Here is an 18,502-nt window from a genome sequence, read left to right on the forward strand (position 1 = left end):
TCTCAGCGCTTGCGCAGGGTGCGGATACGGTCGTAGGCGGTGTTGAGCTGGCTGGCCTTCTTCTCGGCCCGCGCACGCAGCTCCGGACTGGCGCCGGCGACCTTGTCGGGGTGGTACTGGGAGATCAGCCGGCGGTAGGCCAGCTCGATCTCGGCGTCGGTGGCGTCGCGGCGCACGCCCAGCTCGCGGTAGGGGTCCTCGCGCTGGCCGAGCTTGAACCAGTCAGCATCGAAGGCATGCCCGACCAGCAGCCCGAGCACCGCGCCGAACACCGGATTGGGCCGGAACAGCAGCGCCCCGGCGATCGCGCCGAGCAGTTTTCCGTACCAGTGCATGGGCGAGGGCGGGCTCGGCGGACAAGGCCTCGCATTTTACGGCACAGCGGGGCTTTCCGGCCGTACACTACGCGGCCCGCTGTCGAGCCGCGGGCCCGCCGGGTCCCGGGACAGCCGCCATTGCGAAGTCCGTAGGAGTGCCTGTGTCCACCACGCTGTTGCAATCCGATCTGCCCGGCCTGCCGTTGCGTCACCGGGGCAAGGTCCGCGACGTATTCGATATCCCCCGCGAGCGCCTGCCCGCCGACGCTCCCCCCGGCGACTACCTGCTGATGGTCGCCACCGACCGCCTGTCCGCCTTCGACGTGGTGCTGCCCGACCCGATTCCCGGCAAGGGCGAGATGCTGTGCCAGGTCTCCAACTTCTGGTTCAAGAAGACCGAGCATCTGATGCCCAACCACCTCACCGGCATCGACGTGGCCGCGGTGCTGCCCGCCGGCGTGGACACGGCGCTGTACGCGCGGCGCGCGGTGGTGACCAAGAAGCTCAAGCCGGTGCCGGTGGAGGCGATCGCCCGCGGCTACCTGATCGGCAGCGGCTGGAAGGACTACCAGCGCACCGGCAAGGTCAGTGGCATCGAACTGCCCGACGGCCTGCGCCAGGCCGAGAAACTGGCCGAGCCGATCTTCACCCCCTCGACCAAGGCCGCGGTCGGCGACCACGACGAGAACATCGACTTCGACGCGATGGTCAAGACGGTCGGCGCCGAACTGGCCGAGCGCGTGCGCGACGCCACCCTGCGCATCTACCGCTTCGCCGCCGATTTCGCCGCCGAGCGCGGCATCCTGCTGGCCGACACCAAGTTCGAGTTCGGCACCGACGCCGACGGCCGCCTGTACATCATGGACGAGATGCTGACCCCGGATTCCTCGCGCTACTGGCCGGCCGACGAATACGAAGTGGGCACCAGCCCGCCCAGCTACGACAAGCAGTTCGTGCGCGACTACCTGGAGACGCTGGACTGGGGCAAGACCGCGCCCGGCCCGAGCCTGCCGCAGGACGTGATCGACCGCACCCGCGCCAAGTACGCCGAGGCGCTGCAGCGGCTGGCGGGGATCTCGATCGACTGACGGCCCCCGTCGCGACGGGACCTGGCGTCCGCGCCCAGGCCCTGCCGCGCATCGCGCGCAGCGACGGGCTTGGCCCGGCCGGGTCAGACGGGCAGTGCGCCGGCACGCGCAGCCTTCGCGGGCCGCACGCCAGCTCGATGCGGACGCGGCAACGACGGCACGCGTTCCGCTGCTGCGCAGGGCAGCGGCGAGCGCTCACCCTGCCGCCGGATCGCGCACTTGCGGGACGCCGTCGCCATCGCGCTGCAGGGCGAAGAGCAGCCCCCAGGCCACCAGCGACACGGCGACCACCACGTAGCCGACCCTGTCGAAATGCTGCAGCTTGCCGTCGGCGCCCAGCGCGACGATGTGCCCGGCGATCAGCGACGCCAGGCCGCCGGACAGCTGCTGCACGGAGGCGCCGATCGCGTTGAACGCGCCGCGCTGCTGCAGCGCCGGCACCGAGGCGGCCAATGCCTGGTACGGGATCATGCGCGAGAAGATCGCGGCGAACAGCAGCACGTTGACCCCGATCAGCATCGGCAGCGAGACCCGGCCAAGATGGGTGTAGATCAGCACCATGAGGATGCTGAGCACCGTGCCGAAGCTGAACACGCGCAAGGTGCCGAAGCGGTCGGTCGCCCTGCCGATCAACGGGCCGAACACGATGGCGCAGACCCCGGTGATCAGATAGATGGTGGGCAGGCTGTGCAGGTCGATGCCGAGATTGCCGACGATGTACGCGCTGCCGAACGGCATCAGCATGAAGCCGCCGGTGCTCAGCAGTGCGGTCGTCGCGAACGCCAGCTGGTGGCGCGGCACGGCGAGGGTGCGCAGCAGATGCCGCCACGCGCCATGTTCGCGCGGCGCCTGCAGATGCGCGGCGACCGGTTGCAGCCGCCACGCCACGACCAGGCCGGCGGCCAGGCCGAGCGCGGTCATCGCCAGGAACGGCGCGTGCCAGTCCCAGCGGTTGGACAGGTACAGCCCGATGGGAATGCCCAGCACCTGGCTGGCGGCGAAGGCGGTCTGGATCAGGCCCATCACCCGGCCACGCAGCTGCGCCGGGAACAGGTCGGTGGCGATGGCGAGCACCACCGAGCCGATCACGCCCCCGAACAGCCCGGTGACGATGCGCGCCAGCAACAGGCTGTGGAAGCTTTGCGCCAACCCGCACCACGCGGTGCCGACGATGAAACCGGCGTAGAAGAACAGCAGCAGCTTCTTGCGGTCGAACCTGTCGGCGAAACCAGCGGTCAGCAGGCCGGACGCCGCGGCGCTGAACGCATACGCGGACACGACCAGGCCGAACTGGGTCGGGCCGATGCGCAGCGCCGGCATGATGCTGGCGCCCAGCGGCGACATCAGCATGAAATCGAGGATGAGCGCGAACTGCAGGAACGCCAGCATGCCCGCCACCAGCTTCTGGTAGGCGGTGAAGCCGAGCGGCGCGACCGGAGATGGCGCGCTCATGGTTGCCGTACCCGGCGCAGCGTGACGGCCTGTTCCGGGCATGCGGCCACGCACAGGCCGCAGCCGCGGCAGGCGTCGAGATTGGGCGCATACGCCACGCGCATGCCGTGCACGCGCAGCTTTACCCTGTGCAGCAGGCCGAGCCGCGCGTAATCGGTCGCGTCGATGCGGCGCAGTTCGAACACCTGTTCCGGGCACACCTCCGCGCAATCGCCCTTGCCCTCGCACCGTGTCAGGTCGATGCTCGGCGCCACCGCCCCGGGCGGCTGCTTGCAGACGGTCGACGCGTCATCCAGCGGCGTCATTGGCGTTCTCCCCGGTGCCGGCGGCGCTGCATGGCGTGCTTGAACTGCTCGCGCTCCTCCGGCGTCATCGCCTGCCATTTCTGCCAGTGGCGGTGCCTGTGCCAGCCGCCGTGCCCGCGGAATCCGCCGAACAGGATGCGGCTGAGCACCAGCAATCCCACCGCATGCGGATAGTCGATCGGGCGCGCGGCGCTCAATGCCACCGGCACCACCGCGTTCCACAACAGCATGACCACCGCGCCGAGCACGGCGGCCGCCACCAGGGCGATCGCCAGCTTGCCCACGTACCACCCTCTGAACAGCGCCATCGCATTCACTCCTTCAAGGTTCCAATTCGTCGTAGGCGGCCTGCAGGCGCGCGCGCAGGTACAGCACGGCGTAGCGCTTGCGCGCGAGCAGGGTGTTGATCGGGATGCCGTCCGCATCGGCCATCTGCCTGAAGCTGCGGCCTTCGAACTCGTGCGCCACGAACACCTCGCGCTGCTTGTCCGGCAATTCGTCCAGCGCCTGCTGCAGCGCCACCAGCAGGCGCGCGCGCGCATAGGCGGCCTCCGGGCCGCCGCCCGGCGCCGGCAACGCCAGGTCCAGGCGCAGCGCATCGTCGTCGTCGGCAGCGCCGTCGTCGATGCGCTCGCCCGGCGGCTGCGCCTTGCGCTTGCGGAAGCGGTCGATGATGCGGTTGCGCGCGACCTGGAACAGCCAGGCGCTGGCCTGCTCGATGCTCGCGGGCAACCGGTATGCCTGCACGAACTCGTAGAGCACGTCCTGCAGGATGTCCTCGGCCTCGGCCCAGTCGAGCACGCGGCGGCGGATGAAGCGACCCAGCCTGGAGCGCTCGCGCAACACCGTCGCGGCGATGTCGCGGTCGGTCTCGGGCGCTGGATTCGCTGGGCTCATGCTGTGGCAGACGTGGCAGCGCGGCCGATATTGTGGACCCTGCGGATTTTCCCCGCGCCGGCGCCCGGGCCTATCCCCGACACCGATCCCGACCCACGCGCCGCCACGGTCGCGGCGCGCGCTGTCTCCGCGCCGCTCGCTGGATGGCGCTATGCTGGCCCGACTCCTGGGAGGGACGATGGATACCACTGCCTACGCGCGCCCGATCGACCGCTATTTCGCCAGCTATTCCGACGATCACCGCAATGCCGCCAACCAGCGCATCCACGTGGTCGCGGTGCCGGCGATCCTGTGGTCGGTGGTGGCGCTGCTGTGGTGCATCCCGGTCGGCGGCAGCTGGTTCCAGAGCGGGCTGTGGGCGGCGCTGGGCATGTTCGCGGCGTGGATGTACTACAACCGGCTGTCGCGGCCGCTGGGCTACGGCATGCTGGCCGCGTTCTTCTTCTGCGGCTGCCTGTGCCGGCTGCTGGAAGCGCGCCTGGGCCTGCAGGGCCTGCTGTGGCTGGCGGTGGGCACCTTCGTGGTGGCCTGGATCGCGCAGTTCGTCGGGCACAAGCTGGAAGGCCACAAGCCCAGCTTCCTCACCGACCTGGTGTACCTGCTGATCGGGCCGGCCTGGGTGCTGGCCAAGCTGTACCGGCGCATGGACTGGCGCTACTGAGCCGGGCGCCGGGCCTGCCCCTGCCTCAGCGCGGCACGCCCAGCATCGCCGCATCCGGGGCGAAGGCGCGCGGCGCATAGCCGAAATCGCGCTGCGCCGGCGCCAGGTCGAATACCAGGTCCTCGCCCATGCGCCGCAACGCGGCGCGGTTCATGCCGCGCAGGCGGCCGCCGGCATGGGCCACGGCCAGGGCCAGCGCGAACAGCGCATGCGGCAGCGGCAGCAGCCGCGCCGGCGGCTGCAGCGCGGCCAGCACCCGCCGCACCATCTCGCGGTAGCTGAGCACCTCGCCGCCGCCCAGCGCATAGCCGCGGCCGTGCGTGGCCGGATGCGCCAGCACCGCCAGCGCCGCGTCGGCCAGGTCCTGCACGTGCACCGGCTGGCGCAGGCCGCGCGCGCTGCGCGGCAGCACGAACCAGCCGCTGCGCCGCGCCAGTATGGCGATCGCGCTCAGCGTGCGGTCGCGGCCGGCGCCGTAGACCAGGGTCGGGCGCAGCACGGTGACCGCCGCGCCGCGTTCGGCCGCGGCGGCGAACAGTGCGGCCTCGGCCTCGCGCAGGCGCCGGGCGACGTCGCGTTCGGCTGCGTCCAGCGAATCGCGCTTGACCTCCAGGCTGGTGGAGCCGAACGCGACCACGCGCGCCGCGCGCAGCGGCGTGCGCCGGTACCAGTCGGCGAACGCATCCAGCGGGCCGCAGCTGAAGATCGCCTCGGCCTGCACCGGTGGCGCCTGCAATTGGCTCAATTCGCCCACATGCCAGTGCAGGCCGTCGCGCGGCGGCTGCGGCGTGCGCGAGAACGCATGCACCTGCCAGCCCGCGGCCAGCAAGCCCGGCAGCAGGCGCTCGCCGATCTGGCCGCTGCCGCCGAACAGCAGCGCCACGCGCACGCCCTGCGCGTTCGCAGGCGCGGAAGAAGCAGCAGCGTCGATGGCGGGCCGTTCGGTCATCGCGCAAGCATAGCGAGCGCGCGCCGCCACGCCCAATCCCGAGGCCGCCGCGCGCTCGCAAGCGCATCACCTGGCCTGCGCTATGGTGAAGAAATGACCTTGCATGCGCCGACCACCATCGCAGGCCAGCAGCGGGAAGCGCCTGTTACACTCGGGCTCCTGCTCGCGAATCTCGTATTCCCTGCATGATCCCCGTTCTGGACATCCTGCTGGCCTTGCCGTTCCTGATGGCGGCGGCCGTCGTCGCCCTGCGCCACCGTTCGCGCGCCACGCTGGCCTGGGTCGCCGCGGCCGCGCCGCTGGCCGGGCTGGTCCTGCTCGGCCTGCTGACCCCGACCGTGCTCGACGGCGGCATCGTGCGCGCCGACCACGCCTGGCTGCCGCAGATCGGGCTGCAGTTCTCGCTGCGCCTGGACGGACTGGCGTGGATGTTCGCCGGGCTGGTGCTGGCGATCGGCGCGCTGGTGGTGATGTACGCGCACTACTACCTGGGCGCGCGCGAGAACGTGGCGCGCTTCTACGGCTACCTGCTGCTGTTCATGGGCGCGATGCTGGGCATGGTGATCGCCGGCAACCTGCTGTTGCTGATGGTGTTCTGGGAACTGACCAGCATCAGCTCGTTCCTGCTGATCGGGTTCTGGTCGCACCGCAAGGATGCGCGCGACGGCGCGCGCATGGCGCTGGTGATCACCGGCGGCGGCGGCCTGGCCCTGCTCGGCGGGATCCTGCTGATCGGGCGCATCGTCGGCAGCTTCCAGCTCGACGCGGTGCTCGCCGCCGGCGACGCGATCCGCGCCAGCGCGCTGTATCCGTGGGCGCTGGGGCTGATCCTGCTCGGCATCTTCACCAAGAGCGCGCAGTTCCCGTTCCACTTCTGGCTGCCGCATGCGATGGCCGCGCCGACCCCGGTGTCGGCCTATCTGCACTCGGCGACGATGGTCAAGGCCGGCGTGTTCCTGCTGGCGCGGCTGCATCCGGCGCTGGCCGGCAGCGACCTGTTCTTCTACACGGTCGGCGGCGTCGGCGCGGTCACCCTGCTGGTCGGCGCCTGGTACGCGATCTTCCAGCACGACCTGAAGGGCCTGCTGGCGTATTCGACGATCTCGCACCTGGGCCTGATCACCATGCTGTTCGGGCTGTCCACGCCGCTGGCGGTGGTGGCCGGCGTGTTCCACATCCTCAACCACGCGGTGTTCAAGGCCTCGCTGTTCATGGCCGCCGGCATCATCGACCACGAGACGCATACCCGCGACATGCGCCGGCTCGGCAACCTGCGCCGCTGGATGCCGTTCACCAGCGCGTTGGCGATCATCGCCTCGCTGTCGATGGCCGGCATCCCGCTGCTCAACGGCTTCCTGTCCAAGGAGATGTTCTTCGCGCAGGCGCTGGACGCCGACGGCCCGGTGGCGATGCGCGTGTTCACCGCCGGCGCGGCGCTGCTGGCCGGCGTGCTCGGCGTCGCCTACAGCCTGCGCTTCGTCTACGAGACCTTCTTCGGCCACGGCCCGCGGCAGCTGGAGGCGATGCCGCACGAGCCACCGCGCTGGATGAAGATCCCGGTGGAAGTGCTGGTGCTGGTGTGCGTGGCGGTCGGCATCTTCCCGGCGCTGACCGTGGCGCCGGTGCTGCGCACCGCGGCCGGCGCGATCCTCGGCGACGCGCTGCCCGACTACAGCCTGGCGGTCTGGCACGGCTGGAACGCGCCGCTGGCGATGAGCATCGCCGGCATGATCGGCGGCGTGGCGCTGTACTTCGGCCTGCGCCGGCTGACCGCGCTGTATACCGAAGTGCGCCGCTCGCTGGGCAAGCGGGTGTTCCACTGGCAGGTGGACGCCTTGTTCGGCATCGCCGTGCGCTTCACCCGGCTGCTGACCAACGGCAGCCTGCAGCGCAGCCTGCGCTGGCTGCTGCTGAGCGCGGTGGTGGTCGCCGCGGCGCCGTTCGTGGCCGCGCCGCCACTGTGGAGCCAGTGGCCGGCGCCGCAGCCGATGCCGCTGCTGGGCTGGGCGCTGTGGCTGCTGATCGTCAGCTGCGCGCTGGCCACGCTGTTCCTGTACCGGCAGCGCCTGCTGGCGGTGCTGGTGATCGGCGGCAGCGGCCTGGGCGTGAGCCTGGTGTTCGTGTTCCTGTCGGCGCCGGACCTGGCGCTGACCCAGTTGCTGGTGGAGATGGTCACCCTGGTGCTGATGCTGCTGGCGATGAACTACCTGCCCAAGGCCTCGCCGGTGGAACCGCAGCGCTGGCGCAAGCTGCGCGATGCGGCGCTGGCGATCGCCGCCGGCACCGGCATGGCCTTGCTGGCGTATTCGGTGATGACCCGGCCGGCGACGACGATGGCCGGCGAACTGCTGCAGCGCGCGCTGCCGGAAGCCTATGGACGCAACGTGGTCAACGTGATCCTGGTCGATTTCCGCGGCTTCGACACCTTCGGCGAGATCACCGTGTTCGGCATCGCCGCGCTGGTGGTGCATGCGCTGCTGCGGCGCGCGCGGATGGCGCCGGAAAAGGTGATGCCGGGGCCGCCGATCAAGCTGCCGGTGCCGGCCGACCTGGCGCAGCTGATGTTCCCGCTGACCCTCACCGTGTCGATCTTCCTGTTCCTGCGCGGCCACAACGCGCCCGGCGGCGGCTTCATCGCCGGCCTGGTGCTGGCGGTGCCGCTGCTGATCCAGTACGTGATCCAGGGCGCGGCCTCGGTGGAATCGCGCTTCGGCTTCGACTACATCCGCTGCATCGGCCTGGGCCTGTTGCTGGCCGCGCTCAGCGGCATGGCCTCGATGCTGTTCGGGGTGCCGTTCCTGACCAGCGGCCACTACGACCTCCACCTCCCGCTGATCGGCGACATCCCGCTGGCCAGCGCGCTGGGCTTCGATACCGGCGTGTACCTGGTCGTGTTCGGCGGCACCATGCTGACCCTGTCGATGATGGGCACGATCAAACCCTCGCGCACGCGCGAGTCCCAGCGCGGCGAGATCGATCCGGCGCAGCGCTCCGCACGCACCGGGGAGATGCGCTGATGGAACTGGCCCTGGCGAGCGCGATCGGCGTGCTGACCGCGGTCGGCGTGTACCTGTTGCTGCGCGCGCGCAGCTTCGACGTGATCCTGGGCATGACCGTGCTGTCCTACGCCACCAACCTGCTGATCTTCGCCGGCGGGCGCTTGCTGCAGGGCAAGGCGCCGGTGCTGCGCGACGGCGTCGCGCCGACCCTGGCCGAGCACGCCGATCCGTTGCCGCAGGCGCTGGTGCTGACCGCGATCGTGATCGCCTTCGCGATGACCGCGGTCAGCATCGTGCTGGCGATGCGCAGCCGCGGCGACAACCGCAGCGACCATGTCGATGCGCGCGTCGATCACGACGGCGACAGCGCGCTATGAACCATCTGCTCATCCTGCCGATCCTGATCCCGCTGCTCGGCGCGGCGCTGTCGCTGTTCGTCGAGCACCGCCGCTACGGGCGCCACGTGCGGCGCGCCGTGGCCTGGACCGCGATGGCGGCGCTGGCCGCGGCGGTGATCGCGCTGTTCGTGCGCGCCGGCAACGGCCAGGTGCAGGCGTACCTGCTCGGCGACTGGCCGTCGCGGCTGGGCATCGCGCTGATGGCCGACCGCCTGTCGGCGTGGATGCTGCTGACCACCACCCTGCTCGCCGCGGCCTGCCTGCTGCACGCCTGCGCCGGCTGGGACCGGCGCGCGCCGCACTTCCACGCGCTGTTCCAGTTCCAGCTGGTCGGCCTCAACGGCGCGTTCCTGACCGGCGACGTGTTCAACCTGTTCGTGTTCTTCGAGGTGATGCTGATCGCCTCCTACGGCCTGCTGCTCAGCGGCGGGCGCGGCCTGCGCCTGCGCGTGGGCTTCCACTACGTGGTGTTCAACGTCACCTCCTCCACCCTGTTCCTGATCGCGCTGGGCCTGCTATACGCGCTGCTCGGTTCGTTGAACATGGCCGAGCTGTCGCAGCGCATCGCGCAGGCGCCGCCGGAGAACCTGCGCCTGATCAAGGCCACCTTCGGCCTGTTGCTACTGGTGTTCTGCGCCAAAGCCGCGTTGCTGCCGCTGTACCTGTGGCTGCCGGAAACCTATGCGCGCGCGCCGGCGCCGGTGGCGGCGCTGTTCGTGGTGATGACCAAGGTCGGGCTGTACGCGGTGCTGCGGGTGAGCACGCTGATCCTGGGCAGCCAGGCGCAGGCGCTGGACGGCTACGCGCGCGACTGGCTGCTGTGGCTGGGCATCGGCACGCTGCTGCTGGCTGCGCTCGGGGTGCTGGCCGCGGTGCGCCTGCGGGTGCTGGTCGGCTATCTGGTGATCGTGTCGGCGGCGACGCTGTTCATCGCCTTCGCGCTGGACGCGCCGGGCACGCTCGGCGCCGGCCTGTACTACCTGGCGCACAGCAGCTTCGTCGCCGCGGCGCTGTTCCTGATCGCCGACCTGATCCGGCGCCGCCGCGGCGACGCCAGCGACCGCAAGGAAGTGATCGCGCCGCTGCCGGGCAAGACCGTGCCCGGCGTGCTGTTCCTGATCGCGGCGGTCTCGGTGGCCGGGTTGCCGCCGCTGTCCGGGTTCCTGGCCAAGGTCGCGATCCTCAGCGCGACGCCGGACAGCAACGTCGCGCCGGTGTGGACCGCGGTGCTGCTCAGCAGCCTGATGGTGATCATGGGCCTGACCCGCGCCGGCGTGCGCCTGTTCTGGCGCGTGCCGGGCGACCAGCACGACGACGACGACGGCACCGAGCAAGCGCCACGGCCGGCGCCGCGCAAGGCCCGCGCGCGGCCGCTGGAGACCGCCGCGACCCTGCTGCTGCTCGGCTACGGCGTGGCGATGACCGTCGCCGCCGGGCCGATGCTGCGCTATACCGAGGCGGCCGCCGCGCAGCTGCTGCGCCCGGCCGACTACGCCACCCAGCTGCGCGCCACCGCGCCGGCGCTACGGGAGCCCTGACATGCGCCGTCCCTGGTTGCGCCGCCTGTTCCCCTCGTGGCCGCTGAGCGTCACCGTCACCGTGTTCTGGCTGCTGATGAGCGACAGCTTCGGCCTGGGCCAATGGCTGCTGGGCGCGCTGCTGGGGGTGGCGGTCCCGCTGTTCGCCGCGCGCCTGGACCGCGAGTTCGCGCGCATCGGCTCGCTGCGTTCGGTGCCGAAGATGCTGTGCGTGGTCGCCTGGGACATCGTGCGCTCCAACGTGGTGGTGGCGCTGCAGGTGCTGGGTCCGGAATCGCGTATCCGCCCCGGCTTCATCTGGGTGCCGCTGGACATCGCCAACATCCACGGCATCGCCGCGCTGACCAGCATGATCACCCTGACCCCGGGCACGGTGTCGGCGGCGCTGTCGGACGACCGCAAGTACCTGCTGGTGCACGTGCTGCACCTGGACGACGCCGAGACCGTGATCCGGCAGATCAAGACGCGCTACGAAGCGCCCCTGATGGAGATCTTCCCATGACCAGCCACATGTTCATCGAGGGCACCATCGCCGTGTGCATGCACGTGGTGGCGCTGGCGATGCTGCTGGCGCTGTGGCGGCTGCTGCGCGGGCCGACGGTGCCCGACCGCATCCTGGCGCTGGACACGCTGTCGGTGACCGCGATCGCCGAGCTGATGCTGTTCGGCATGTACCTGGATTCGCCGGTGTACTTCGAGGCCGCACTGGTCATCGCCATGCTCGGCTTCGGCAGCACCGTGGTGCTGAGCAAGTACGTGCTGCGCCGGGACATCGTCGAATGATCGGGCTGCTGCAGGTGGGGCTGTCGCTGCTGCTGATCGTCGGCTGCTTCTTCATCCTGCTCGGCGCGCTGGGGCTGGTGAAGCTGTCGGACTTCTTCAAGCGCCTGCACGCGCCGACCAAGGCCAGCACCCTGGGCGTGGGCTGCGTGCTGCTGGCCTCGGTCGGCTACCACCTGTTCCTGGGCCAGGACCCGCAGCCGCGCGAACTGCTGATCACCGCGTTCCTGTTCATCACCGCGCCGATCAGCGCGCACATGATGGCCAAGGCCGCGCTGTCGCTGATGATGGAACAGCGCCCGCAGGTGCCTGGCAGCAGCGATCATGCCGACAAGGAAGGGTTGCCGCCGCCTGAGCAGCAGGATGAGCGCTAGAAGATCCGATTCGGATGAGCCGCATTGGCGCAGTCCTGTAGGAGCGGCTTCAGCCGCGACCGGGCCTTACCGGTAACGCCCGGTCGCGGCTGAAGCCGCTCCTGGAGGTGGCATCGTCTGGATGAGGGAGCTTCAGCCGCGCCTCACCCCACCAACACCACTTCCAACCCGACCCAGGCCAGAAACGCGACCAGCAGCACCGCGCCTTCGCCGCGGCTGATGCGCATGTCGCCGCGCAGCATCGGATACAGCACCACGCTCAGCGCGACCGCCGCCGGCAGCTCCAGGCGCACGAACGAGGCCGGCAACGGCAACGGACGCAGCGCGGCCATGCCGCCGATCACCACCAGCAGGTTGAACAGGCTGGAGCCGAGCACATGCCCGACCACCATGTCGCCCTGCCCGCGGCGCGCCGCGGCGATCGCGGCGGCGGCTTCCGGCAGCGCGGTGCCGATCGCGACCGGCAGCAGGCCGACCAGCAGCGGCGACAGGCCCCAGGCGGCGCCGAGCCGCGGCGCGGCATCGACCACCAGCTTGGCGCCGAAGTACAGCAGCACGACCGCGATCAGCAGGCGCAGCAGGTTCAGGCCGAGCGCGGTGCGGGTCACCGCATAGCCGGACAGGCCGAGCTGGCGCGCGGCGTCTTCGGTACGCGCACGGCGCAGCAGGAACACCACCACGCCGACGAAGCCCAGCAACAGCAGCGCGCCTTCCAGCCGCGAGATCGCCCCGTCCAGGCCGAAGCCGATCAGCGCCAGCGTCGCCACCGCCAGCACCACCAGCAACGGCGCCAGCATCCGCGTACGCACCAGCAGCGGTGCCGCCAGCGCGGCCAGCGCCAGGGTCAGGCCCAGGTTGGCGATGTTGCTGCCGACCGCGTTGCCCAGCGCCAGGTCCTGCGCGCCGACCACGTAGGCGCGCGCATTGACCGCCAGCTCCGGCAGCGAGGTGCCGAACGCCACCAGCAGCAGGCCGGCGACGAACGGCGAGGCGCCGCAACGCTGCGCCAGGCCCGACGCCGCCTTGACGATCGAGTCCCCGCCCAAGGCCAGCAACAGCAATCCCACCAGCACCAAGCCGATCGCGCTCGCCATCGCCCATCCCCTCGCCATTACGATGCGCGATTCTATGCGCAGCGCGGATGATGCGGCCGTCATTGTGGCGACCGGGCGGGGGGCGGCTGGCTGGCCAGGCGGATTTCTTCGGGGGAACCGGGTACCCGCGGCGTGGATCGCAACCGCCGCCGCTACACCCCTAAAGCCCGCGGACCGGCGAGCCGGTCAAGATCGCGGTCGAATTCCTGAAGGAAACAAAAAAGAGCGACAAGGCCCTTTCATCAACCAACTCACCCCGCTTATCTCACACTCGAATACCCTTGGAGCAGTCCACAAACCGCAAGCCTTCAAGCCCGGAAGCCTCGCATTGCTGTTTCAGCTGCTGGGAAACGAAAATGCGCTGCGAGCTTTCCCTGGCCCGGACGAGGTGGTGACCAGCCAAGGCCGCAGGCGGCAGGCTCTGAAGCGTTGTGAATCGCAGAGGTCCATCAGGCATGAAGCCGAACATGGGGGCATGCCGGGAGTGTTCGAGGTCGATGCAAGGCACCGTCTGGATCACATTAAAGACGTGGAAGCCCTGCAACCGTTCCTCTTTGAGGTAGACGTCGGCGGGAAATAATTGAACGTCGTCAGGATATTGGCGCAACACCTCAGCCATTGCCTGGCTGACGAATTCGAGCGTGTCGCTTTGAAGGAGATCGAACGCCAGCAAGCGCGACTTGCTTACTTTCTTGTTGTTTCTGAAGGTCGGGGTGGCAGCAATCGACGATTGCGTTTCACCACTGATGAACAGCAGGTGGTCGGGCGAGAGCGTCTGGTCGTATTTGAACCAGAAAATTTCCGAGTAGCTCTCACTGATGTCCAATAGGTACATGGCATTCCCTGCAGCGACCTGCACGCGTTGATCTCTATCCAGGCGCGCTGACAACCGGCTTGACTCCTGCGCTAGCCGCAGCCTTCCACGTAGTCCACCTGCGGCGGCAAGCCCACGCGCCAGGCGCTGGCCTTGCCCGCGGCGTCGATCTCGAACGCCAGCACGCCGGACTGGGCGGTGGCGCCGGCGATGCGCAGGACCTTGCCGCCTTCGATGTACTTGTGCGGCTGCTCTTCCACGCGCCCGGCGTACAGCGCGCGCAGCTGCGCCAGGTCCATGCCGACCTTGCCGCCGCCCGGCGCGGTTTCCTTGGCGGTGCGCACGTCGTAGCGGACCAGCTTGTCGGCTTCGAACATCAGGCCGAAGTCGTTGCCGCCCTTGGCCCAGCGGGGCCGCAGGACATAGCAGCCGCCCGCCTCGCCGGGCTGGCCATCGAGTTCGCCGCCCCAGGCCGCGCGCGCCTGCGCCGCGCTCATGCCCAGGCGCAGGTCGCCATAGCCGTCGTCGCGGGCCAGTTGCCGCTCCGCCGGCGCCATCTCCGGCGGCATCGCCGCAGCCGGGGCCTGCGCCGGGGGCACGTCGGTATCGGGCTGGTCCAGCGCCGGCGGCGGCAAGGCGCCGTCGTCCGCAGGGGCGGACGCGGGCGCGGGTGCCGATGGCGGCGACGGTGGCGGCGATCTGTCGCAGGCGCTCAACGCGAGCAGCAGCAATGCAGCGGCGGGCAGGGTCGGCTTCATCGCAGGTCCTCGCAAGAGCAGTGCATAGGCTAGCGCGGGTGCCGTGCGCATGCACTGACCGGCGTCGCATCCGCTGCCTCGATGATGGCGGAAGCGCGATGCGGGCACGCCTTCACTATTGCCGCGGTTCGCCAGCGCCGGCGCCGGACGGCCGTCGGAACCGACGCAAGCATCGCTCGCGCTGGACGATGCGGTGCGCTGCTTGCCCATGCGACGTGGCGCACGCCTGGCGCAGCAGCGCCGGTACAGCGTCGATGCCGGATAGGCATATGCATCGTCTGGCTGTAGTTGTAGCTGTAGCTGTGGTGGTGGCGATGGCGTTGTTTGTGGCTGTGGTTGTGGCTGTGTATGTGGCGGCAGTGAAGCCGATCAGAGCAGGCGCCGGCATCCGCAACGTGTCGCGCATGCGACGCAGCCCCACGCGCCCACCCAAGTGCAGACATTCGTACCGGCACAGCGCTGCGACGACGTTTCGCGCCACCGGCATGCACCACCGCGCAGCGACAGCGCGCAGCGCCTGTCATCAACGTTTCACCGCCGACGGCGAAGCTTCGCACCTTCCGGTACCGCTGCCATGCATCCGCGCAAGACCGCCCTCGCCCTCGCGGCACTGCAATCCCATGCCGCGCCGCTGGACATGCGCCAGCGGCGCGTATTGATCCTGGCCGACGGCCGGCGCAGCGTCGACGAACTGGCCGCGCTGGGCGGCAGCAATGCCGCGGCGATCGTGCAGGCGCTGCTGCAGCAGGGCTACCTGGACGATGGCCGGGCAGCCGCCGCGCCGCCGCAGGTCGCGGCGCCGGCCGCGCCCGCCACGGCGCCAGCGGATCCGCGCCGCGCGCTGCTCAACGCGCGCATGTACCTGCTCGATCTGCTGCAACTGCAGCGCCACCCGGCCTCGCGCCCGCTGCAGCAGCAGTTGCGCGACGCGCGCGAGGACGCCGCCACCCTGCAGGCGATCGCCGACGCACTGCGCGCGATGCCGGAGATGACCTCCGAGCGCTATGCGCAGCGCATCCGCGAGCGCCTGCTGGAAGTGCTGCCCGCGCCGCTGCACGCGTCGCTGGAAGCCGCCTGAGCGCGCCGCCGCAGGTGCCGGCCCACGGACGACGCGGGCTGGATGGCCAGCGCCGCAGCGCTCAGGGCGCGCGGAAGTGGCGGCGCAGGCCCTGCCAGCACTGCTGGTAGTCGCGCTGGCGATGGTCGGCGGCCAGCGCCTGCGCGGTCGGACGCAGCACCGCGCGGGTCTCGAACATGAAGGCCATGGTGTCGGCGATGACGTCCGGCCGCGACAGGTCCGCCTGCGAGGCCTTGTCGAAGGTGGCCGCGTCCGGGCCGTGCCCGCTCATGCAGTTGTGCAGCGAGGCGCCGCCCGGCGCGAAGCCTTCGGCCTTGGCGTCGTAGACGCCGTGCACCAGGCCCATGAACTCGCTGGCCACGTTGCGGTGGAACCACGGCGGCCGGAACGTGTGCTGCGCCACCAACCAGCGTGGCGGGAAGATCGCGACGTCCAGGTTGGCGGTACCGGGCGTGTCGCTGGGCGCAGTGAGCACGGTGAAGATGCTCGGATCGGGATGGTCGAAGCTGATCGAGCCGATCGTGTTGAAGCGGCGCAGGTCGTACTTGTACGGCGCGTAGTTGCCGTGCCAGGCGACCACGTCCAGCGGCGAATGCGCGATCGGCGCACGCCACAGGTGGCCCTGGAACTTGGCGATCAGTTCGAAGTCGCCCTCGTCCTCCTCGTAGGCGGCCACCGGGGCGAGGAAATCGCGCGGATTGGCCAGGCCGTTGGCGCCGATCGGGCCCAGGTCGGGCAGCCGCAGCAGCGCGCCGAAGTTCTCGCATACGTAGCCGCGCGCTTCCGCATCGAGCAACACGACACGGAAGCGCACGCCGCGCGGGATCACCGCGATCTCCTGCGGCTCCAGCTCGAGCGTGCCCAGTTCGGTGCACAGCTGCAGCCGGCCCAGCTGCGGCACGATCAGCAGTTCGGCATCGGCGTTGTAGAAGAAGCGCCCCCGCATCGAGGCGTTGGCCGCGTACAGATGCACCGCCACGCCGTGCTGCGCGGCGGCCGAGCCGTTGCCGGCCATCGTGTACAGGCCATCGACGAAATCCACCGGCGCCTGCGGCAGCGGCAGCGGACTCCAGCGCAGTTGGTCCGGCGACACCGGCCCGGCATCGAAGTCGTTGTGGAAGCCGCCGGCCTGCGTGTACGCGGCGAACGTGCCATGCACCGCCGCCGGACGGATCCGGTAGAGCCAGCTGCGCCGGTTGACGCCGCGCGGTGCGGTGAACGCGGTGCCCGACAGCTGCTCGGCGTACAGGCCATGGGCCACGCGCTGCGGCGAGTTCTGCCCCTGCGGCAGCGCGCCGGGCACGGCCTCGGTGGCGAATTCGTTGCCGAAGCCGGATTGGTAACCCTGATGCTGGCTGTTCATGGCGTGGACTCTGGCTCTGAAAGCCCCTCTCCCATCGGGAGAGGGGTGGGGGTGAGGGTACGGCCGCCGGCAAAATCCAGAATCGATTCCAGGACAGCGTCCGGCTGCAGCATTGCATCGTTGTTCCAAAAGCGCAGTACGTGCATTCCTTGCGACTGCAGGTAGCGGGTCCGCTCGGCGTCGGCCGCTGTCGAATGTTGCGAGCCATCCAGCTCAACGGCCAGCTTCAATGCCTCGCAATAGAAATCGACGACGTAAGGTGGAACCGGGTGTTGCCTGCGAAACTTCAAACCGTAAAGCCGCTCACAGCGCAAATGCTGCCAAAGCTTTCGTTCCGCATCCGTCATATCGCGGCGCAACTTGCGCGCATTTACCAGGGTCATTGTGGGCAATGGCGGCTTGGGCTTCATGACGCCACCGTACCCTCACCCCAACCCCTCTCCCGTCGGGAGAGGGGCTTTTGCCGTGTCGGCGCATGCTGGTTCCGGCCGTCAGAGCACGCCGCGCTTCATCTGGTCGCGCTCGATGCTCTCGAACAGCGCCTGGAAGTTGCCTTCGCCGAAACCCTCGTTGCCCTTGCGCTGGATGATCTCGAAGAAGATCGGGCCGATGCAGTTCTGGGTGAAGATCTGCAGCAGCTTGCGCTGCTTGGTCTCCGGATCGGCGTCGATCAGGATCTTGTTCCTGGCCAGCCGCGCCACGTCTTCGCCGTGGTCGGGGATGCGCTGGTCGATCACCTCGAAGTAGGCCTCCGGGGTGTCCAGGAAGTCCACGCCGGCCGCACGCATCCGCTCCACCGTCTCGTAGATGTCGTCGGTGAAGCAGGCGATGTGCTGGATGCCCTCGCCGTGGTAGGCGTCGAGGTATTCGTTGATCTGGCTCTTCGGGTCGGAGGACTCGTTGAGCGGGATGCGCACCACTCCGTCCGGCGCGGTCATCGCCTTGGAGGTGAGCCCGGTCTTGGCGCCCTTGATGTCGAAGTAGCGGATCTCGCGGAAGTTGAACAGGCGCTCGTAGTAGTCCGACCAGCGCTGCATGTTGCCGAAGTACAGGTTGTGGGTCAGGTGGTCGATGAAGGTCAGGCCGAAGCCGGCCGGATGCTGGTCGGCGCCGGGCACCGGTTCGAAATCGGCGTACACCGACCCCTTCTCGCCATAGCGGTCGACCAGGTACAGCATGCAGTCGCCGATGCCCTTGACCACCGGCGCCGGCACCGCGCGGGTGTCGGCCTTGTCGCCGATGGCCTCGCCGCCGTTCTCCAGCACCTTTGCGAACACGGCGTCGGCCGGATGCCGGAAGCGGATCGCGAAACCGCAGGCGCAGGGGCCGTGCGCGGCGGCGAAATCGGCGGCGAAGGAGTCCGGGTCCTCATTGAGCAGGAAGTTGACCCCACCCTGCCGGTACACGGTGATCGCGCGGCTGCGGTGGCGCAGCACCGCGCTGAAGCCCATGCTGCGGAAGTAGGCGTGCAGGCGTTCGCCCTGCCCGGCCGGCGCGGCGAATTCGACGAATTCGAAGCCGTCGATGCCCATCGGGTTCTCGAAGGTGGTGACCTGCATGCCCAGGTTGGCCGGCTGGGACGGATACTGCGGTTGTGCACTCATGGCGCGTCTCCTGGAGGATGCGGGCGGTGGCCG

At 69.7% G+C, this 18,502-nt stretch carries 21 protein-coding genes; 9 read left to right on the forward strand and 12 right to left on the reverse strand.

Annotated elements, in window-relative coordinates:
• Positions 1-2: 2 nt before the first annotated feature.
• The gene (locus tag AB3X10_RS20855; RefSeq protein WP_228320049.1) at positions 3-335 is read right to left on the reverse strand and encodes a J domain-containing protein; all 333 of its coding nucleotides are present in this window, start codon (positions 333-335) and stop codon (positions 3-5) included.
• Positions 336-478: 143 nt separating this feature from the next.
• Between AB3X10_RS20855 and AB3X10_RS20860 the strand changes: the two genes are divergently transcribed.
• Positions 479-1,405 carry a phosphoribosylaminoimidazolesuccinocarboxamide synthase gene (locus AB3X10_RS20860; RefSeq protein ID WP_369977301.1) on the forward strand — a complete coding sequence of 309 codons (927 nt, stop codon included), beginning with the start codon at positions 479-481 and terminating at the stop codon, positions 1,403-1,405.
• A 195-nt stretch (positions 1,406-1,600) separates the two neighbouring features.
• On the opposite strand, the gene AB3X10_RS20865 is transcribed toward AB3X10_RS20860, so the two are convergent.
• The 4 genes from AB3X10_RS20865 to AB3X10_RS20880 are packed head-to-tail and all read right to left on the reverse strand — an operon-like array spanning position 1,601 to position 4,059.
• Entirely contained in the window at positions 1,601-2,857 is a 1,257-nt protein-coding gene (locus tag AB3X10_RS20865) for an MFS transporter (protein WP_369977302.1), read from the reverse strand.
• The gene (locus AB3X10_RS20870) at positions 2,854-3,162 is read right to left on the reverse strand and encodes a 4Fe-4S dicluster domain-containing protein (protein WP_369977303.1); all 309 of its coding nucleotides are present in this window, start codon (positions 3,160-3,162) and stop codon (positions 2,854-2,856) included. Before AB3X10_RS20870 ends, AB3X10_RS20865 begins: the two co-directional genes overlap by 4 nt.
• Positions 3,159-3,470 carry a hypothetical protein gene (locus AB3X10_RS20875; RefSeq protein ID WP_369977304.1) on the reverse strand — a complete coding sequence of 104 codons (312 nt, stop codon included), beginning with the start codon at positions 3,468-3,470 and terminating at the stop codon, positions 3,159-3,161. Before AB3X10_RS20875 ends, AB3X10_RS20870 begins: the two co-directional genes overlap by 4 nt.
• Before the next feature lie 13 nt (positions 3,471-3,483).
• The gene (locus tag AB3X10_RS20880) at positions 3,484-4,059 is read right to left on the reverse strand and encodes an RNA polymerase sigma factor (RefSeq protein ID WP_369977305.1); all 576 of its coding nucleotides are present in this window, start codon (positions 4,057-4,059) and stop codon (positions 3,484-3,486) included.
• Positions 4,060-4,237: 178 nt separating this feature from the next.
• Here AB3X10_RS20880 and AB3X10_RS20885 point away from each other — a divergent pair, with 178 nt between their 5' ends.
• Complete coding sequence (locus AB3X10_RS20885) at positions 4,238-4,720, forward strand: DUF962 domain-containing protein (RefSeq protein WP_369977306.1); 483 nt, start codon at positions 4,238-4,240, stop codon at positions 4,718-4,720.
• 25 nt (positions 4,721-4,745) lie between these two features.
• Here the strand turns inward: AB3X10_RS20885 and AB3X10_RS20890 are convergent, their stop codons facing one another.
• Positions 4,746-5,669, reverse strand: coding sequence for an SDR family oxidoreductase (locus tag AB3X10_RS20890; protein WP_369977307.1), 924 nt, complete (start codon positions 5,667-5,669; stop codon positions 4,746-4,748).
• 185 nt (positions 5,670-5,854) lie between these two features.
• Between AB3X10_RS20890 and AB3X10_RS20895 the strand changes: the two genes are divergently transcribed.
• From AB3X10_RS20895 to AB3X10_RS20920, 6 genes are read left to right on the forward strand one after another with little or no spacing between them, the layout of a single operon-like run.
• Entirely contained in the window at positions 5,855-8,686 is a 2,832-nt protein-coding gene (locus AB3X10_RS20895; RefSeq protein WP_369977308.1) for a monovalent cation/H+ antiporter subunit A, read from the forward strand.
• The gene (locus AB3X10_RS20900; RefSeq protein WP_369977309.1) at positions 8,686-9,045 is read left to right on the forward strand and encodes a Na+/H+ antiporter subunit C; all 360 of its coding nucleotides are present in this window, start codon (positions 8,686-8,688) and stop codon (positions 9,043-9,045) included. The genes AB3X10_RS20895 and AB3X10_RS20900 overlap by 1 nt, the downstream gene beginning before the upstream one ends.
• A complete protein-coding gene (locus AB3X10_RS20905; RefSeq protein ID WP_369977310.1) occupies positions 9,042-10,604 on the forward strand; it encodes a monovalent cation/H+ antiporter subunit D in 1,563 nt (520 codons plus the stop codon). Before AB3X10_RS20900 ends, AB3X10_RS20905 begins: the two co-directional genes overlap by 4 nt.
• Before the next feature lies 1 nt (position 10,605).
• Positions 10,606-11,106 carry a Na+/H+ antiporter subunit E gene (locus AB3X10_RS20910; RefSeq protein ID WP_369977311.1) on the forward strand — a complete coding sequence of 167 codons (501 nt, stop codon included), beginning with the start codon at positions 10,606-10,608 and terminating at the stop codon, positions 11,104-11,106.
• Positions 11,103-11,387, forward strand: coding sequence for a K+/H+ antiporter subunit F (locus AB3X10_RS20915; protein ID WP_263111246.1), 285 nt, complete (start codon positions 11,103-11,105; stop codon positions 11,385-11,387). Before AB3X10_RS20910 ends, AB3X10_RS20915 begins: the two co-directional genes overlap by 4 nt.
• The gene (locus AB3X10_RS20920; RefSeq protein ID WP_369977312.1) at positions 11,384-11,758 is read left to right on the forward strand and encodes a Na+/H+ antiporter subunit G; all 375 of its coding nucleotides are present in this window, start codon (positions 11,384-11,386) and stop codon (positions 11,756-11,758) included. The genes AB3X10_RS20915 and AB3X10_RS20920 overlap by 4 nt, the downstream gene beginning before the upstream one ends.
• Before the next feature lie 143 nt (positions 11,759-11,901).
• Here AB3X10_RS20920 and AB3X10_RS20925 read toward each other — a convergent pair whose 3' ends face one another.
• From AB3X10_RS20925 to AB3X10_RS20935, 3 genes are all read right to left on the reverse strand, one after another.
• Positions 11,902-12,852: a calcium/sodium antiporter gene (locus AB3X10_RS20925; protein WP_369977313.1), complete on the reverse strand. Its 951-nt coding sequence runs from the start codon at positions 12,850-12,852 to the stop codon at positions 11,902-11,904.
• Between the two features lie 265 nt (positions 12,853-13,117).
• Positions 13,118-13,741 (reverse strand): imm11 family protein, encoded by a 624-nt coding sequence (locus AB3X10_RS20930; protein WP_369977314.1) that lies wholly within the window; start codon positions 13,739-13,741, stop codon positions 13,118-13,120.
• A 17-nt stretch (positions 13,742-13,758) separates the two neighbouring features.
• Positions 13,759-14,424 (reverse strand): lectin, encoded by a 666-nt coding sequence (locus tag AB3X10_RS20935; protein WP_369977315.1) that lies wholly within the window; start codon positions 14,422-14,424, stop codon positions 13,759-13,761.
• A gap of 574 nt (positions 14,425-14,998) precedes the next feature.
• On the opposite strand from AB3X10_RS20935, the gene AB3X10_RS20940 reads away from it, so the two are divergent.
• The gene (locus AB3X10_RS20940) at positions 14,999-15,502 is read left to right on the forward strand and encodes a hypothetical protein (protein ID WP_369977316.1); all 504 of its coding nucleotides are present in this window, start codon (positions 14,999-15,001) and stop codon (positions 15,500-15,502) included.
• 61 nt (positions 15,503-15,563) lie between these two features.
• Here the strand turns inward: AB3X10_RS20940 and hmgA are convergent, their stop codons facing one another.
• The 3 genes from hmgA to hppD form a co-directional block, all read right to left on the reverse strand.
• Positions 15,564-16,865, reverse strand: a complete 1,302-nt coding sequence (gene hmgA / locus AB3X10_RS20945; RefSeq protein ID WP_369977317.1) for a homogentisate 1,2-dioxygenase — start codon at positions 16,863-16,865, stop codon at positions 15,564-15,566.
• Complete coding sequence (locus tag AB3X10_RS20950) at positions 16,862-17,275, reverse strand: endonuclease domain-containing protein (RefSeq protein ID WP_369977318.1); 414 nt, start codon at positions 17,273-17,275, stop codon at positions 16,862-16,864. Before AB3X10_RS20950 ends, hmgA begins: the two co-directional genes overlap by 4 nt.
• A gap of 81 nt (positions 17,276-17,356) precedes the next feature.
• Entirely contained in the window at positions 17,357-18,469 is a 1,113-nt protein-coding gene (gene hppD / locus AB3X10_RS20955; RefSeq protein ID WP_369977319.1) for a 4-hydroxyphenylpyruvate dioxygenase, read from the reverse strand.
• Positions 18,470-18,502: the final 33 nt, after the last annotated feature.

The sequence above is a fragment of the Xanthomonas sp. DAR 80977 genome (assembly GCF_041240605.1).
GTDB classification, from domain to species: Bacteria; Pseudomonadota; Gammaproteobacteria; order Xanthomonadales; family Xanthomonadaceae; genus Xanthomonas_A; species Xanthomonas_A bundabergensis.